The sequence below is a fragment of the Ruminococcus sp. 1001136sp1 genome (assembly GCF_039841815.1).
Lineage (GTDB): Bacteria > Bacillota > Clostridia > Lachnospirales > Lachnospiraceae > Blautia_A > Blautia_A faecis.
This window is the reverse complement of record NZ_JBDPGY010000001.1, coordinates 327692-343654: the sequence shown is the minus strand read 5'-3', so window position 1 is coordinate 343654 and position 15963 is coordinate 327692. Positions and strand designations below refer to the sequence as shown.

Here is a 15963-nt window from a genome sequence, read left to right as displayed (position 1 = left end):
TATGTGCCGACGGCAGGTGAACCGTAATTATAAAAGAGTCATTGTTCCTGACATTCTGCAGCAGAATATTTTGCAAAAGATGCTGAGGGCAGTGGCATAAAGGAAGCTTATGTTCATTCAAAACCTGCAATATAAATTGCATAAACTGAATACGGCACAGATCATTACCCTCAGCTTTGCGGGGGTAATTTTTGTAGGAGGATTAATTCTGTGGCTGCCTTTCTGTACGGCAGCAGGCCAGACCACTTCGTTCTCCGATGCTATGTTTACAGCCACCACCTGCGTATGTGTAACCGGTCTTGTGACTGTGACCACAGCCACTCACTGGAGTCTGATTGGCAAACTGGTGATCCTTTTGCTCATACAGATTGGCGGAATTGGACTGATCGCACTTGCAAGCGTTATTTTTATTTCCCTGAATAAGAAGATCAGTCTGAAGAACCGCAGAATGATCCAGGAATCCTATAATCTGGAGCAGATGTCCGGTCTGGTAACAGTGGTGAGAAAAGTGGTTCTCTGTGTGTTTGCAGCAGAAGGAATCGGAGCCGTCGGCTATGCATTCTGCTTTGTACCAGAGTTTGGACTGGTGAAAGGTCTGGGACAGGCTGTTTTTACAGCGGTTTCAGCCTTTTGCAATGCAGGAATCGATCTTTTGGGAGAGAACAGTCTGGCAGACTATGTAACCAATCCTCTGGTGAATGTGACAACTATGGGATTAATTATTGCTTCTGGACTTGGCTTTAACGTATGGTGGGATCTTGGAGAAAGAATAAAGCTGGTTTTTCAGAAGAAGCTTTCTCCTGGCAGATTATTCCGGACCCTTCGTCTGCAGAGCAAGCTGGTTTTGACTACAACCGGGATTTTGCTCCTTGGTGGGACAATCTGTATTTTACTGTTTGAGTATAAGAACCCGGACACACTGGGAAGTCTGTCCTTTGGACAGAAGCTGATGGCAGCGGCATTTCAGTCTGTGACCACAAGAACTGCAGGGTTTTTTACAGTTGCTCAGGGGGCGCTGACCAGCGGAAGTGTAATGATCTGTCTGTTTCTTATGCTGGTTGGAGGTTCTCCTATGGGGACTGCCGGCGGAGTGAAGACGACTACACTTGCAGTGCTTGTGATGAGTATTATTGCCAACCTTCGGGGAAAAAAGGATGTAGAGGTTTATGGGAGAAAGATTCGCAGCAGTTATATCCGTTCTGCGCAGGTAGTTGTGGGAATGGCGGTTAGTGTGCTGCTTATTTCCGTGCTGGGGATTTTTGCAATTATGCCGGATGCACCTTTTGTGGATGTGCTGTATGAGCTTACTTCTGCAATTGGAACCGTAGGTCTTTCCAGAGGACTGACCGCGGTCCTGAATACACCGGCCAAATGGATCGTTATTTTTACCATGTATCTTGGAAGAATCGGTCCGCTGACACTGGGCGCGGCAGTTGTATCCCGTGCGCAGAAGCGAACTAAAGATGTACATCTGGCAGAAGAGAATATTATGATAGGATAGAAAATGGCGTCTGTGGACGACATTATCCCGCATGAAAGTCCGTTGCTTTCATAGCAGATTTTAAAGGAGATTAGAATGAGCGGAAAATCCTTTGCAGTCATTGGATTGGGGCAGTTTGGAATGACCCTGGCGAAAGAGCTTGCGAATGCAGATTATGATGTTTTGGCAATTGATGATAAAGATGAGAATATTCAGGAAATTGCAGATACTGTCACTTATGCAGTTCGTGCAGATGTGCGCGAGCCTGGAATTCTGAAATCCCTGGGCGTGCAGAACGTAGACGTTGCGATTATTGCGGTTGCAGAAAATATGGAAGCCAGTATTACAGCTACCATGCAGGTGAAGGACCTGGGCGTCCCGCTTGTTCTGGCGAAGGCAATGAATTCCCTTCATGGCCGGATCCTGGAGAAAATTGGTGCTGATCAGGTAATATATCCGGAGCGTTCTATGGGAATCCGCGTTGCCCGTAATTTTACAGCCAGTGGATTTGAGGATGTGTTTGAGCTTTCTACGGAGTTCAGTATGGCAGAATTCCGGATCCCGGGTGAATGGGTGGGGAAAAGTCTTTCAGAGATCAGGCTCCGTGAGCAGCATCATATAAATCTGGTTGCAGTGAAGCATGGAGATTCTGTAAATGTAAACCTGAATCCTGCGGAGAAGCTGGAAGCGGGTTGTATTCTGGTTGCAGTAGGAAAGAACGAGGATTTGAATAAATTCCGAAAGCCGCTGTAACAGGGAGGATAATTTATGATAACCAGTGCAAATAATACACAGGTAAAAAATATCATACAGTTAAACCAGAAGGCCAAGGCCCGCAGGGAACAGGGGTTGTTTGTGGCTGAGGGACGGAAAATGTTCGGGGAAGCTCCAAAGGACTGGATTTCCAGGGTTTATGTGACAGAATCCCTGACTGCAGATGAGTCCCTGATGAAGCAGGTCATGGAGCTTCCGGAAGAAAAAAGAGAAATCGTGGCAGATAATGTTTTCCGCCAGATGTGTGATACCAGGACTCCACAGGGAATTCTTACAGTTCTGAAGAAACCGGTGTGGACTGTGGAAGATATTTTAAAAGGAGATGCTCCTTTGGTAATGGTTCTTGAGGATCTTCAGGATCCGGGAAATGCAGGGACTATTTTCCGAACAGGTGAGGGTGCTGGTGTTTCCGGTGTTTTTCTTACGAAAACCTGCGTAGACATTACCAATCCAAAGGTCATCCGCTCAACAATGGGATCTGTTTACAGAATGCCTTTCCTATATGTGGAGGATGTGGTATCATTAAAAGCGGAACTGGAGCAAAAAGGTATCCGTACCTTTGCAGCCCACCTGAAAGGAAAAAATTCCTATGATCAGGAGGATTATCAGGGCGGCACAGCATTTCTTATTGGAAATGAAGGAAACGGGTTGACGGAAGAGGCAGCAGAAGCTGCTGATTGTCTCATCCGGATCCCCATGTGCGGCAAGGTGGAGTCCTTGAATGCAGCTATGGCTGCAGGAATTTTGATGTATGAGGCTGCAAGGCAGAGACGGTAGGGTTAGCTGATCTGGAATCTGTCTGCTGAAGTATATCTGATGACGTATGGCAGATTTTGACAATCGCTTATCTGAAAGGGGGAGTCTTATGGAACCAATTATCTGGCTGGGAGTCCTGGCTGTGCTTCTGGTTATTGAAGGGCTTACCACGGCACTTACTACGATCTGGTTTGCAGGAGGCGCACTTGCTGCCGCTATTGCAGCCGGCATTGGAATGGGAATCGTGCCGCAGCTTCTTCTGTTTTTCTGTGTTTCACTGGTGCTGCTGTTTTTTACAAGACCGGCAGCTCTGAAGCTTATGAGAAAAGACACAGAGAAAACAAATGTGGAAGGTCTTCTTGGAAAAAAGGCTGTCGTGATCCAGAAGATCAATAATCTGGCCCAGACAGGTCAGGTCCGCATCAATGACATTGAATGGATGGCCCGGACATCCGATGACAGCGTAACAATTCCGGTTGACACTGTAGTAATCATAAAAGCAGTCCACGGCGTTAAATTGATCGTGGAGTCAAAGGAGGCGTAATATGGGAAGTATCTTATTTTTGCTGATCGTCATTATTCTGGTGCTGTGGATCCTGGCATCCTGCATCCGCATCGTACCCCAGGCATATGCGATCGTACTTGAGCGTTTAGGCGCTTACCAGGCAACATGGGGAACCGGCGTACACTTCAAACTTCCATTTGTAGAGCGTGTGGCAAGAAAAGTCAATCTGAAAGAGCAGGTTGTAGATTTCCCACCACAGCCGGTTATCACAAAAGATAACGTAACCATGCAGATTGATACTGTTGTATTTTTCCAGATCACAGACCCGAAGCTGTACGCATACGGCGTTGAGAATCCGATCATGGCTATCGAGAATCTTTCCGCGACTACATTGCGTAACATTATCGGTGATATGGAACTGGATGAAACCCTGACCTCACGTGAGGTGATCAATACCAAGATGCGTGCTTCCCTTGACGTGGCAACTGATCCATGGGGAATCAAGGTAAACCGTGTAGAGCTTAAAAATATCATTCCTCCGGCCGCTATTCAGGAAGCCATGGAGAAACAGATGAAAGCAGAGCGTGAGAGACGTGAGGCAATTCTGATCGCAGAAGGTGAGAAGAAGTCCACCATCCTTGTTGCAGAGGGTAAAAAGGAATCTGCAATTCTTGATGCCGAAGCTGAGAAGCAGGCTGCTATCCTTCGCGCGGAAGCGCAGAAAGAGCGCATGATCAAAGAGGCAGAAGGTCAGGCAGAGGCAGTTCTGAAGGTTCAGAAGGCGAATGCAGAAGGTCTTCGTATGATCAAGGAGGCAGGTGCTGACAATGCAGTTCTTACCCTGAAGAGCTTCGAAGCTCTTGCGAAAGTGGCAGACGGCAAATCTACCAAGATTATTATCCCGTCAGAGATCCAGAACCTGGCAGGACTGGCAGCTTCTTTGAAGGAAGTTGTTGTGGATGAGAAGGATAAAGAAAAGTAAGAGGAAGATAGAGGAGGATTATTATGAACTTAAAAGGCAGAAATTTTTTGACCCTGAAAGACTTTACACCAGAGGAAATTCTGTATCTTCTTGATTTATCCGCTGAGTTAAAGGCAAAGAAAAAAGCCGGTGAGCTTACCGAGTATTACAAAGGCAAAAATATTGCCCTGATCTTTGAGAAAACCAGCACCAGAACACGTTGTTCCTTCGAGGTGGCAGCCCATGATCTTGGAATGGGAAGCACCTATCTGGATCCAACTGGCTCCCAGATCGGCAAGAAAGAGAGCATTGCAGATACTGCGAGAGTTCTTGGAAGAATGTATGATGGTATTGAGTACCGTGGATTTGGTCAGGAAATTGTAGAAGATCTTGCAAAATATGCAGGAGTTCCGGTTTGGAACGGTCTGACAAACGAATATCATCCAACACAGATGTTAGCAGATATGCTTACCATTCGTGAGCATTTCGGATATCTGAAAGGAATCAAGCTGGTTTACATGGGCGATGCCCGTTACAATATGGGTAACTCCCTGATGGTAGCCTGCTCCAAGCTTGGTATGCATTTCGTAGCCTGCACAAGTAAGAAATATTTCCCGAATGAGGAGCTGGTTGCTCAGTGCAAAGAGTACGCAGCAGAGTCCGGCGCAACCATTACTCTTACAGAGGATGTAGAGACTGGAACGAAGGACGCAGACGTTATTTACACAGATGTATGGGTATCCATGGGTGAGCCGGATGCAGTATGGGAAGAGAGAATCCATGATCTGACACCATACAAGGTAACATCTGCAGTTATGAAGAATGCAGGGGAGAAAGCAATTTTCCTTCACTGTCTGCCAGCATTCCATGATCTTAAGACAAAGATTGGAAAGGAAATGGGTGAGCGCTTCAATCTGACTGACATGGAGGTAACAGACGAAGTATTCGAGTCTCCGGCTTCTAAGGTATTTGATGAGGCTGAGAACCGTATGCATACCATTAAAGCGGTTATGGTTGCTACACTGGGAGAGCCTGAGAATAAATAATTCGGCTTCCAGATAACAATGAATTAATGAAAGAAAGGGTATCTGAAATGATTTCCGAAAAAGAATCATATGAAGAAATTGTTACAGACGGTATCTATAACGAAACCACAATTGCAGATCAGATACATACAAAATGGGCGGGCAAAACCGTCCATTTTGCAAGAGAAACAGATTCTACCAATTTGTGGATCAAGCGTCTGGCGAAGGAAGGCGCATCAGAGGGAACTCTTGCACTGGCAGAATTTCAGTCGGCAGGAAGAGGAAGACTTGGCAGATCCTGGGAGGTACCAGAGGGTACGTCGGTTATGATGAGCATTCTTCTCAGACCGAAATTTGAACCTCAGTATGCACCAACCCTTACCCTTGTAATGGGTATGGCTGTGGCGAAAGCAGTGAAGAGTCTTGGATTTGATGTAAGTATCAAATGGCCCAATGATGTGGTGGTTTCCCACAAAAAAATATGCGGAATCCTTACCGAAATGGGGGTTCGCGATGGAAAAATTGACTATGCAGTCATCGGAGTGGGAATTAATGTAAATATCAAAGAGTTTCCGGAGGAGATGGCAGACAAGGCTACATCCCTTTATCTGGAGAGCGGCAAGGAATTTGACAGAAGCCAGATTCCCGGGCTTGTGATGGAAGCTTTTGAGGAATACTATGAAAAATTTGCAGCGACCTGTGACCTCAGTGGGCTGAAAGAGGAATATGAAAGTATTCTTGCTAATTACAATCAGCCGGTGCGTGTGCTGGCGAAAGAGCCGTACGAGGGCGTGGCCAGAGGGATTACAGATGGCGGAGAGCTGTTGGTAGAGAAAACTGATGGAACGATTGTAGCTGTCAGCGCCGGTGAGGTTTCGGTTCGCGGGCTGTATAGCTATGTGTAAGGCTATTGTTTAGGCACATTTTCGCAAATGATATTCCCCACTGATTGCGATAATCCTACAGTGAATGGGGCATATCACTTGCGAAAATGTTGTTGACACAGATGAAAACAGAAAGGTGGGACTTAATTGTATCAGGAGAATGTAGTGCTTTGCGGCGCAAGCGCCTATGAACAGAAATATTACTTTAATAAAGACTTTGATTCTCTGCCTGATCATGTGAAGAAGGAACTGCAGATCATGTGTGTTCTTTTCACAGAAGAGATTGGCGGAATTTTCACACTGGAATTTGATGATCACGGAAACCTGCAGTTTAAAACAGAGGCTACGGAAGCTGATGGATTTTATGATGATATTGGCGGTGCACTGAAGATTAAAAAGCTGCGTGTGGAGAAAGAGGAGCTTCTGGAATCTCTGGAAATGTATTATCGTGTGTTCTTCCTTGGGGAAGATGTGGATAAAGAGAAGACAGAAGAGTAAGCTGTGTGGATAAACTGATAAACAGGGAAAATAGCAGCTCATCAGATGTGACATTTGAGTTCACGAAGCGAGTAATTGTTGAAAGGATTGAATAGTTACACATCAAATATGAAAGTAATTAAGGTGATATGAGTAGTAATTTAGATTCTAAGTTGAGATATGAGCTTCCAAAGAAGATGAAGTGGAAAGTTGGAAATGTAGAGATCCCTAACCGGTTCGTCCTGGCACCAATGGCGGGCGTTACCGACCTGGCTTTTCGCAGGCTTTGCAAGGAGCAGGGCGCTGGGCTTCTCTGCATGGAGATGATCAGTGCCAAGGCTATTTCCTATAAGAACAAAAATACCAGGGCTCTGATGGAAATCGACCCGGTGGAGCATCCTATTTCCATGCAGCTCTTTGGAAGTGAGCCAGAGCTGATGACGGAGGTGGCGAAGGAAATCGAGGAGGAGCCTTTTGACATTCTGGATATCAATATGGGATGCCCGGTGCCGAAGGTGGTAAATAACGGTGAGGGTTCAGCTCTTTTGAAAAATCCGGAGCTGATCGTGAAGATTGTGAAAAGCATTTCTTCTGCCATTCAGAAGCCATTGACAGTGAAAGTTCGTATCGGTTTTGAGAATGAGCCGGTGGATATTGTGGAGATTGCAAAGCGCGTGGAGGATGCCGGGGCAGCAGCTATTGCAGTTCATGGACGGACACGGCAGCAGTATTATTCCGGGATAGCAGACTGGGAGACCATTGCCAGGGTTAAAGAAGCAGTTTCCATTCCGGTGATTGGAAATGGGGATGTGGATTCGCCGAAAAAGGCGGAGAAACTTTTCCGGCAGACCGGATGTGATGCGGTGATGATCGGGCGTGCTGTGGAAGGAAATCCATGGATATTTCGGGAGATGAATCACTATTTTGCAACAGGGGAAGAGCTGGCAAGACCTTCTCTGGCAGAGGTGAAAGCGATGATTCTGAAGCATGCACGGGCTCAGATTGAAATGAAGGGTGAATTCATCGGGATCCGGGAGATGCGCAAGCATGTAGCATGGTATACAGCAGGGATGCCCCACAGTGCAGGGCTTCGCAGGGAGTCCAATAATATTGAGAGTTATGCGGATCTGGAGAAGCTGCTGGAGAGATTATAATTATGTTCAGTGGATCCGATTCTGCAAAAAATCATTTCAAATGTAGTGTTGACCAGATGAGTGGAAAACCGCTGTATGGTGATAAAAAGATAATAATCAGACGTATGAGAGTCAGGAGGTTTGGGCTGGGAAGGCTGGAACTTGCTGACTTTTTCTATAGTTGAAAGGGAAAGATTATGGATAAATTACTGAGATATAACGGTGTGCAGGAAGCACTAAAATTTCTGCGCGAAGATGATGAAAGAACTTTGCAGGAGCACCTGGAAATGTGCCAGATTCCTGCGCCTTCCTATGAAGAAGGGGAGAAAGCGGAATATGTCCGAAAGAAGATGGTGGATGCCGGTCTTTCAGAGGTGCACGTTGATGAGGTGGGAAATGTGCTGGGAACCTGGAAAGGGACTGGGAATGGACCGCGAATTATGGTTGCGGGACATACAGACACTGTTTTCCCAAGGGAGACAGACCTTACTTTGAAGAAAGAAGGCGAACGCTACAGCTGTCCGGGAATCGGAGACGATACCAGGGCGGTAGCGGAGCTTCTCAGTCTTGCAAGAGCAATGAATGCTACAGGCATTCGCGGCGAGGGAGATATTGTGTTCTGTGCAAATGTGTGCGAAGAGGGACTTGGTGATCTGAGGGGAATTAAGCATGTATTTAAGGATATGGCAGACACAGAAGGGCGCTACGACGGTTTCGTTTCCATTGATGATAAAAAAACCTCTGGAATCATTTACCAGGCAGTAGGCAGCGAGCGCTATCTGGTAACTTTCCACGGAACCGGCGGACACAGCTTCACCGGCTTCGGAATTCCCAACCCGATTCACGCAATGGGAAGGGCGATTGCGAAAATCAGCGATTTCCAGACACCAAAGAATCCGAAAACTACTTTCAGTGTAGGCGTAGTAAACGGCGGCACGTCTGTAAATGTAATCGCGGCAGAGTGTTCTATGCTGGTGGATCTGCGCTCTGTGGATGCAGGGGAACTTGAGAAATTATCCGCAAAACTCCACCAGGCAATAGAAGAAGCCGTGAATGAGGAAAACGCCCGCTGGGGATATGGAACTTTAAGGTCTGAGAGTACAGGAATCCTTGACGACAATAATATGACAGCGAAAAGCAGTGTGGGAGATACAGCTGGCGCAGTGCCAGTGAATGCTGATAATGGAGACAGGGAAACCTCAGCAGAAGATGACCGCATTACAGTCACCTTCGAACAAAAGGGCAGGCGCCCTGCTGGTACCCAGGAAAAATCCTGCCAGATTGTCCAGGCTGCAAATGCTGCAAATCAGGCCATTGGCATGGAAACCCTGTACATCGGTGCCGCCAGCACAGACGCCAACATCCCCATCAGTCTTGGAATCCCTGCCATCACCGTGGGCTGGGGAGGAAAAGGCGGTGGAGAGCATACCATCCACGAATGGTACGAACCTGCAGAATCCTGGAAAGGACCACAGCGTGACTTGCTGTTGCTGTTGGCGTTATCGGGCTATGAAAATATACGAGAGTATCAGCTTCCACGCATAAATCCGAAAGGAAAATAAAAAAACATCCCCCGGAAAGAATAGTCCCAATAAACGGACATTTCCCTTCCGGGGGATGTTGTATTAACTGAATTAGTTCTGATGTTTTTTTCGAAGAATTACATAAACCAGAATCAAAGTAAACAGCACAAACAAAATGGAGCAGGACAGTACATAATTCAATGCTGCGCCCATAATTCCCCACTGCTGCACCAGAATCCGGGCAGCTGTGATGGTAATAATTGCGGTTATGGAATAAACTGGAAGCAGGCATTTTCCCCAGCGGATAGCGATAAGGATATTGTAGATCATGTAGACTTCCGCGCTGATTCCTCCGCCGATAAGCAGAACTACGAAATGCAGCTTATATGGGGAAAGATCCACGCCGTAAATAATCTCCAGCAATGTTCGACCGATGAGATGCCCTCCAGCCACAACAGCTACACAGCAGACCAGGATGATGCCAATGATCCGCAGTATGTACAGTGTGAACTTTTTCACATTATTTTCCCACCATAATTCTGCGATGGTGGTGATGGTAGGCTTAAACACGAACTCGCACATCAGCGAAATCACAAAAGAAGGCATAAACAGAATGCTATAGTAAGTCTGATATTCATCTGTCATAACGCCAGCCATTGCGTATTTTGGAATGTTGTAGAGCAGCAGGGAAAGAAAAGTACCGATAAACATAGGGGTACAGGTTCGAAGTAACTCCCACACATGAGACATCTGAAGCTTGCGTCCATCCTCTTCATGACCAACGTATTTTCTGGTCATCTGTGAGTTAATGATAAGACACAGAATAAGGGAGGTTGTAGAAGTAGCAACACAGGTGCAGTACAGGTTCTTGGTGATAATAAGCATAGCGGTGAAAAAAACTGCGGAATACAGATTTCTCGCCGCCAGCATTTTTCCCATCTGCTCAACATGGTACTTTTGCTGAAGATTTCCGTGGAAAACATCCTCCACCGCATCAATCATCTTCATCATAATAATAAAAGTGCTGATGATAATATATTCGCCTTTGAAGCTGAAGGAACTGTAAATAATTCCAAACAGCATCATCAGTGCACAGGTGATAATGCGGGAAACCTTATACTCGGAAAAAATATATTTGTGCTCCAGATCCGTGGCCTGATAGGTGCGGACACCATAGCGTCCCACCTGCAGAAGCAGCTGTGCAGTAGCGTAGCTTAAGGAATAAAACCCTGCCAGCTGTGCGCCACACACACGAGTTACCACCAGGAGATACAAAAAGGAGGAGCCTGAGTAACAGGTACTTCCGATCATATTCCATAAAAAGGCTTTTTTTACATTTTTTTCTTTATTCATTTGCTAAAAATCTCCATTTATTGGTAATCGCTGCTTAATCCTCAGATGTCATCTGGCGCAGCTGTTCCATAGAGTGCTCACGGAAGCGGGCAATCTGCTCATTTGCATAAGTAAAATCAATTTCTTCGGTAAGCTTCTCGTAAGAAACATCATCCATAGTTCTATCGGTAAGCTTCACCAGATTAAGAAGCTGCTGAACACGGCGGTTCATGTGATGACCGTTTACCTTGGCGAAGAATTTGCGGTTAAAAATAAGGGCAAAAACAACACCATGGAAAGAATCAGAAACTACATATTCTGCATTTTTGAAAAGTCCCATCCACTCTGCAGGACCAACTGTGATCTTGCAGTCACATTTCAGAAGTCCGACTAATGGGAAAGGAATGTATACAATACGGTAGCCGGTCTTATTGTGGAGTCGGCGGGCGAAGTCTACGATTTCTTTGTTAATTCCCAGCTGGTAAACCAGAATGTATTTTTCTTTATATTTTGGCTCAACCAGAAGCTTATCCCACTCTTCCGCAGTGAGAAGAAGGGTAGGATCGCAGACCACTTCAGGACGCTTCTCTGTGAGATTCTCTACAATGTCAGCCCCATAGTCTTCACGAACCAGAATTTCATCAAAATCGGAAAGCAGTTCTTTGTATTTCTGCTGGTATTCTTCCGGCGGAAGATTTTCACCGATACTTGCGGCATAGCTGCATTTCTTTTTTCCCTCTTTTACAAAATCAAGGAAATAGGTAGTGTCAAAATTGGTAAGCTTGTAATCCCAAATCTGGTCGCTTCCAGCAATATAAATATCGTATTTGCCAGCTACCGGCTGCATTTTACCCTGAATGACAGGCTGGCTGTAGCGCATATGCTTACGGAATTTGTTGCATTTGAAACGGCGGGGAATGTAGCAGATATGGCCGATTGCCCCGTAAATATAGTTAAAAAGTCCTTTCTTTTTCAGGTTTACAAGGCGGAAAGGATTGCTGATATAGTCGCAGCGGTAATCAATAATTTCCGGCTGAGTGCCGATTTCTTGCAGCTTTTTCTGAAGCGCATAGCTCTGCAGGATGGCACCGTAATTGTCGTAGTTATGGAAGGTAATCACACCTACTCTTTTTTTCTGCATAAAGTCCTCCTGACTAATATAAGGTAGATATAATATAACACATAAACGAGAAAATAAACAGTTTTTGCAGGTGGATTTATCAATTAATTCTAAAGTGGTTATGGAAGTTAAAGTTGAAATTGTTAAGGAGTACGCTATAATAGAGATAATGAAATTTACCTGAGAAAGTGGAGGCGTAAAGATGGCGGGATATTTAATCGCAGAAACTACCCGTGAGGAGCGGGAGAAGATTGTTGCAGAATCCCTTGGAAATATTGAGGCGAACTGTGACGGCTGTATGGCAGGGCTGGCTGAGATGTATCAGGAATACATTGATGGGAAGAAAGAACTTCGCCAGATCAATATGGAATTTAATGCAAGATACGTAAAAAGCGAGGACATGCCGGTGAGAAGCCGGTGCCCGGAGTCCTTTTGCTAATAGAAATCAAAGAGGGCACCAAACTGAAATATGAATTGAGGCAGTACGAAGTAACAGAATAAAGAAGCAGTAAGAGCAGAAGTTTTCAGTACATGTAACGAAAACTTCTGCCTTTTTTTAACCAAATGTTAATAGTTCTTTTTTTATTCTGGTGTTATTATGTAAAAAAGTCGTATTATAATTAATAAGGAAATAAAAGGCTATTGCTAATTACGTCTGCAATAAATACGTTCTAGAATTATTTTAGTTATGGAGAAAAGTATATGGAAAAAAACGTATTAAAGGTTCGCATGCTTGGAACCTTTTCGTTGGAATATAAGGGAAAAGAACTGGTACTGGATCGAAATAAAGCATCGAAGACTACACAGCTTTTTCAGCTGCTTATGTTTCATACCGAAGACGGCGGAATTTCCAAAGCTGCTATGATAGATGCCCTTTATGGAAGAGTTGAGGTGGAGAATAAGAACGGAAGCCTGAACAACACCATTTTCAGACTTCGTAAACAGCTGAAGGATATTGGACTTCCAGATAGCAAATACATAAATATCCAGTCCGGAATGTGCTGTTGGGACGGAAATATTGAAGTTCAGGTTGATGTAAATGAGTTCCGGAAACTGATAGAGAAAGAAAAAAAGGAGAAACGGGAAGAGGACAAGCTCCATCTCTGGATGCAGGCCTGGAAAATTTATAAAGGTGAATTTCTCCCGGATATGATCGGGGAGCAATGGGTCGCTGTGGAGAATGTCCGGTGCAGAGATGAGTACTTCCGTGTTACAGAGGAGCTGTGCCGCTGGCTGAAGGGGCATGAACGGTATGAAGATCTGCATAAAGTGGCGCACAGAGCCGCCGAAATTTATCCCTTTGACGAGTGGCAGGTCTGGGAAATCGACAGCCTGATCGGAATGTCCCGATATAAGGAAGGCCTTGAAGTTTACCAAAGCACCGAAAAGCTTTTATTCGATGAAATGGGAGTGGCCCCTTCGGAGAGATTGTTAAAGCGTTTCAAGCTGATGGGAGAACGGACTTCACAGGCAGCAGGTGCCCTTAGCGATATCAAGGAAAGACTTCGGGAAAAGGAGGCTGCAGTAGGAGCATATTTCTGTCCGTTTCCCAGCTTTGTTGACATCTATCATGTATTCAGCCGTATGGTGGAGCGCTCCGGTTTATCCGTGTTTGTTATGCTTTGCACACTGGACTATAAGGCGGATCATGTTTCGGAGGAGAAGGAACGTGAAAAGTCCGAGCTTCTCAGACAGGCTATCCAGTTATCCATACGAAAAGGTGATTTTTACACCAGATACAATGTCCGGCAGTACATCGTCATGCTGATCGAAATCAGCCAGGAGAACTGCCCCATCGTTTCCAAACGAATTGCAAAAAAATTCAATAAGCTCTCTGGCGATAAGAAATTCACTCAGGTTGATTTCTATGTGGCATCCATTGGAGAGATGTGTGAAATGGAGGTATAAATTATGGTCTACGATGTGATTTGTGATGAGTATGAACTCATTTGCTCCTGATTTATGGAAAAGACTTGAAAAATGCTAAAAATGCCATAGAAAATCGCTCGTTTTTGCAACTCTTTCGGAAAATGAAAGAGTTGGAGAAAGAGGCAAAGTGATAGAATATATTTAAAAATCATATACTATCTATCATGCAACCGAAAATAATTCCCGATTCGGTTAAAATAAATCTACATATCCAAAGAAAGGAATGAGACATTATGAAAAAGAATGGGTATTTAAGAAGATTTCTGGCACTGTTTCTCGCTTTCGTGATGATTATGGCTGATTCATCTGTGACGACGTTTGCGGCGACGGTGGGAATGGTAAGTCAGCAAAATGCGACAGTGATTGATGTCACTGTCAATGCACCGGATGGTACATATTATCTGGCAGCACTAGAATCATATGGTTCTTGGTATGCGGCAAGATCCAAAGTTGTTAAGGCAGAGGTGATTGGCGGTAGCACAACAGTGTCTCTGCAACCTTCTTCGGATATAAGCAATGCTCAGATTGTATTGTTGGCGTTAAAACAGGGCGGTTATAGAGAAGACTACGATGGTAGTGTTTATAAGGTTATACCGAACAACAGTATATTAGATTATACAAAAAAAGTATCATGTGGAGAAATTATTAATAATAGCGCTGAGATAAATGTTACTGAATTAGGAAACAAGACGGTTTCAAATGTATTTGGCTCGTTAGGTTCTGCGACAAATTATGCAGTATTTGCCGGTGAGTTCCATAACGATGGCGATATGGAAGGTAATATTGCAACTGATTTATTTTATTCAGATGGTGGTGACATCGGCGACAGTGGAAATGTAGGTAAGTATACAGACGCATTAATGGTTCATGTGACTAAAAGCGTTTCTGGGTTAAAATCTGCTGAGACGTTTAATTTTGGACTGTTTGATAATAGCGATAAATTAATTGAGGTAAAATCACTTACATTTAGTAGTAATGGAACAAGTTCCTTTGACTTTACACAGATAAACACAAAGGATTCAAACGGAACGGGTGCTTCTTCCTATAAATATGCAGTATATGAACTTGAAGAAAATGCTAACGGAAATTATGCATATGGTAGCAAGAAATATAATAAAGTAGCTGACAAATATAAAGATTTTTCTGTTTCTTATAACGAAAATACTGCAATTGAAATTTTTAATAATGATAACTTTGTTGGAACTGCAAATGGTAAGGTTAAATTAAGAGATGGAAATCTGTATACGAAGGCGAAGGTGGGTGAGCTCACTGTAGAAGGTCAGATAAATAATGTAAAGTACAGTTTATCTGACAGTGATTTTACTTCAATGGTTACCAATGGTGAGTATACCTCCGGTGGAGTAAGTGCTATGATTTCTGGAAAGTTAAAAACGTTGGCTGATGATTTAGGAAAGGCTAAAACAGGTGATGGAAATCAGGTTATTTATATTACACCAGATGTTTTAACAGGAAATCAGGTTGATTTGCCATATAATGGTGATATATTATCTGATTCTGCACAAACATTAGTAATAAATGTGGTTGTTCCGAATGGTACATCAGAGCTTAATTTATTCGGTTCCACTATTGGACAATTAAATGTTGGCGGAACCAATATTATGAATGAGAAAGGGTGGTCTAAAGCCGGACTTCATATTATATGGAATTATATTGATGAAGCTGGAAATTCGTTTACTGGAACTGTTAAGCTGCACGGTGGTCAGGCTCCTGGTATTCAGTTATTACCTGCTGGTACATTATATTCTGGAAATAATATTTCTCAGTTGGATATTGCGAAGGTTTTACATCAGTTTGGTGGAGAAATTCATAAGGCTCCTATTCAGGGAAAACATCATGCTTATGTAAGAATTTCCAATGCTGCAAAGGAGAAGAATGGAACATATATTCCAGTTGTTAAGAAAGTACTGAATGGTCGTGGATTAAAAGAGGGCGAGTTCAGCTTTACCATTACGGAAGTGGATAAAGATGGAAAAACGGTAGACGGAGGCTATACCGATACAGCAGCCAATGCGGCAGATGGAACCGTAAGCTTCCAGGAGATCA

Annotated in this window: 15 protein-coding genes; 13 read left to right on the top strand and 2 right to left on the bottom strand. The window is 44.2% G+C overall.

From position 1 onward, the window contains the following. Nucleotides 1-109 precede the first annotated feature (109 nt). From ABHC48_RS01525 to ABHC48_RS01480, 10 genes are all read left to right on the top strand, one after another. On the top strand, nt 110-1501 hold the full coding sequence (locus ABHC48_RS01525) for a potassium transporter TrkG (protein ID WP_173718341.1): 1392 nt from the start codon (nt 110-112) through the stop codon (nt 1499-1501). A 75-nt stretch (nt 1502-1576) separates the two neighbouring features. Further along, complete coding sequence (locus ABHC48_RS01520; protein WP_118583956.1) at nt 1577-2233, top strand: TrkA family potassium uptake protein; 657 nt, start codon at nt 1577-1579, stop codon at nt 2231-2233. Nucleotides 2234-2248: 15 nt separating this feature from the next. Next, nucleotides 2249-3031, top strand: coding sequence for an RNA methyltransferase (locus ABHC48_RS01515; RefSeq protein ID WP_118583958.1), 783 nt, complete (start codon nt 2249-2251; stop codon nt 3029-3031). Between the two features lie 88 nt (nt 3032-3119). Beyond that, nucleotides 3120-3554 (top strand): NfeD family protein, encoded by a 435-nt coding sequence (locus ABHC48_RS01510; protein ID WP_118583960.1) that lies wholly within the window; start codon nt 3120-3122, stop codon nt 3552-3554. 1 nt (nt 3555) lies between these two features. Continuing rightward, nucleotides 3556-4497, top strand: coding sequence for a stomatin-like protein (locus ABHC48_RS01505; protein WP_187565826.1), 942 nt, complete (start codon nt 3556-3558; stop codon nt 4495-4497). Nucleotides 4498-4520: 23 nt separating this feature from the next. After that, the gene (gene argF, locus ABHC48_RS01500) at nt 4521-5522 is read left to right on the top strand and encodes an ornithine carbamoyltransferase (protein ID WP_187565825.1); all 1002 of its coding nucleotides are present in this window, start codon (nt 4521-4523) and stop codon (nt 5520-5522) included. Nucleotides 5523-5569: 47 nt separating this feature from the next. Beyond that, entirely contained in the window at nt 5570-6406 is an 837-nt protein-coding gene (locus ABHC48_RS01495) for a biotin--[acetyl-CoA-carboxylase] ligase (protein ID WP_243243659.1), read from the top strand. Between the two features lie 126 nt (nt 6407-6532). Beyond that, entirely contained in the window at nt 6533-6883 is a 351-nt protein-coding gene (locus ABHC48_RS01490; protein ID WP_118583962.1) for a DUF6145 family protein, read from the top strand. A 128-nt stretch (nt 6884-7011) separates the two neighbouring features. Then, nucleotides 7012-8016: a tRNA dihydrouridine synthase DusB gene (gene dusB, locus ABHC48_RS01485; RefSeq protein ID WP_330608469.1), complete on the top strand. Its 1005-nt coding sequence runs from the start codon at nt 7012-7014 to the stop codon at nt 8014-8016. Between the two features lie 176 nt (nt 8017-8192). Then, nucleotides 8193-9557, top strand: a complete 1365-nt coding sequence (locus ABHC48_RS01480) for a M20/M25/M40 family metallo-hydrolase (protein WP_187565823.1) — start codon at nt 8193-8195, stop codon at nt 9555-9557. 72 nt (nt 9558-9629) lie between these two features. Here ABHC48_RS01480 and ABHC48_RS01475 read toward each other — a convergent pair whose 3' ends face one another. Both ABHC48_RS01475 and ABHC48_RS01470 read right to left on the bottom strand, forming a co-directional pair. After that, nucleotides 9630-10871: a hypothetical protein gene (locus ABHC48_RS01475; RefSeq protein WP_187565822.1), complete on the bottom strand. Its 1242-nt coding sequence runs from the start codon at nt 10869-10871 to the stop codon at nt 9630-9632. A gap of 34 nt (nt 10872-10905) precedes the next feature. After that, a complete protein-coding gene (locus ABHC48_RS01470) occupies nt 10906-11991 on the bottom strand; it encodes a polysaccharide pyruvyl transferase family protein (RefSeq protein WP_187565821.1) in 1086 nt (361 codons plus the stop codon). A 181-nt stretch (nt 11992-12172) separates the two neighbouring features. Between ABHC48_RS01470 and ABHC48_RS01465 the strand changes: the two genes are divergently transcribed. From ABHC48_RS01465 to ABHC48_RS01455, 3 genes are all read left to right on the top strand, one after another. Then, nucleotides 12173-12409 carry a purine biosynthesis protein PurH gene (locus tag ABHC48_RS01465; protein WP_118583972.1) on the top strand — a complete coding sequence of 79 codons (237 nt, stop codon included), beginning with the start codon at nt 12173-12175 and terminating at the stop codon, nt 12407-12409. A 263-nt stretch (nt 12410-12672) separates the two neighbouring features. Beyond that, a complete protein-coding gene (locus tag ABHC48_RS01460) occupies nt 12673-13878 on the top strand; it encodes a bacterial transcriptional activator domain-containing protein (RefSeq protein WP_195698883.1) in 1206 nt (401 codons plus the stop codon). Between the two features lie 254 nt (nt 13879-14132). After that, nucleotides 14133-15963 (top strand): hypothetical protein (locus ABHC48_RS01455; RefSeq protein WP_195698884.1); only part of this gene is annotated, 1831 nt, incomplete at its 3' end.

Bases quoted from the DNA above. Each gene is read 5' to 3' on its own strand.
- ABHC48_RS01510 (WP_118583960.1), top strand. From the start codon at position 3,120: ATGGAACCAATTATCTGGCTGGGAGTCCTGGCTGTGCTTCTGGTTATT.
- ABHC48_RS01495 (WP_243243659.1), top strand. From the start codon at position 5,570: ATGATTTCCGAAAAAGAATCATATGAAGAAATTGTTACAGACGGTATC.
- ABHC48_RS01475 (WP_187565822.1), bottom strand. From the start codon at position 10,871: ATGAATAAAGAAAAAAATGTAAAAAAAGCCTTTTTATGGAATATGATC.
- argF (WP_187565825.1), top strand. From the start codon at position 4,521: ATGAACTTAAAAGGCAGAAATTTTTTGACCCTGAAAGACTTTACACCA.
- ABHC48_RS01520 (WP_118583956.1), top strand. From the start codon at position 1,577: ATGAGCGGAAAATCCTTTGCAGTCATTGGATTGGGGCAGTTTGGAATG.
- dusB (WP_330608469.1), top strand. From the start codon at position 7,012: ATGAGTAGTAATTTAGATTCTAAGTTGAGATATGAGCTTCCAAAGAAG.
- ABHC48_RS01460 (WP_195698883.1), top strand. From the start codon at position 12,673: ATGGAAAAAAACGTATTAAAGGTTCGCATGCTTGGAACCTTTTCGTTG.
- ABHC48_RS01525 (WP_173718341.1), top strand. From the start codon at position 110: ATGTTCATTCAAAACCTGCAATATAAATTGCATAAACTGAATACGGCA.
- ABHC48_RS01470 (WP_187565821.1), bottom strand. From the start codon at position 11,991: ATGCAGAAAAAAAGAGTAGGTGTGATTACCTTCCATAACTACGACAAT.
- ABHC48_RS01465 (WP_118583972.1), top strand. From the start codon at position 12,173: ATGGCGGGATATTTAATCGCAGAAACTACCCGTGAGGAGCGGGAGAAG.
- ABHC48_RS01480 (WP_187565823.1), top strand. From the start codon at position 8,193: ATGGATAAATTACTGAGATATAACGGTGTGCAGGAAGCACTAAAATTT.
- ABHC48_RS01505 (WP_187565826.1), top strand. From the start codon at position 3,556: ATGGGAAGTATCTTATTTTTGCTGATCGTCATTATTCTGGTGCTGTGG.
- ABHC48_RS01515 (WP_118583958.1), top strand. From the start codon at position 2,249: ATGATAACCAGTGCAAATAATACACAGGTAAAAAATATCATACAGTTA.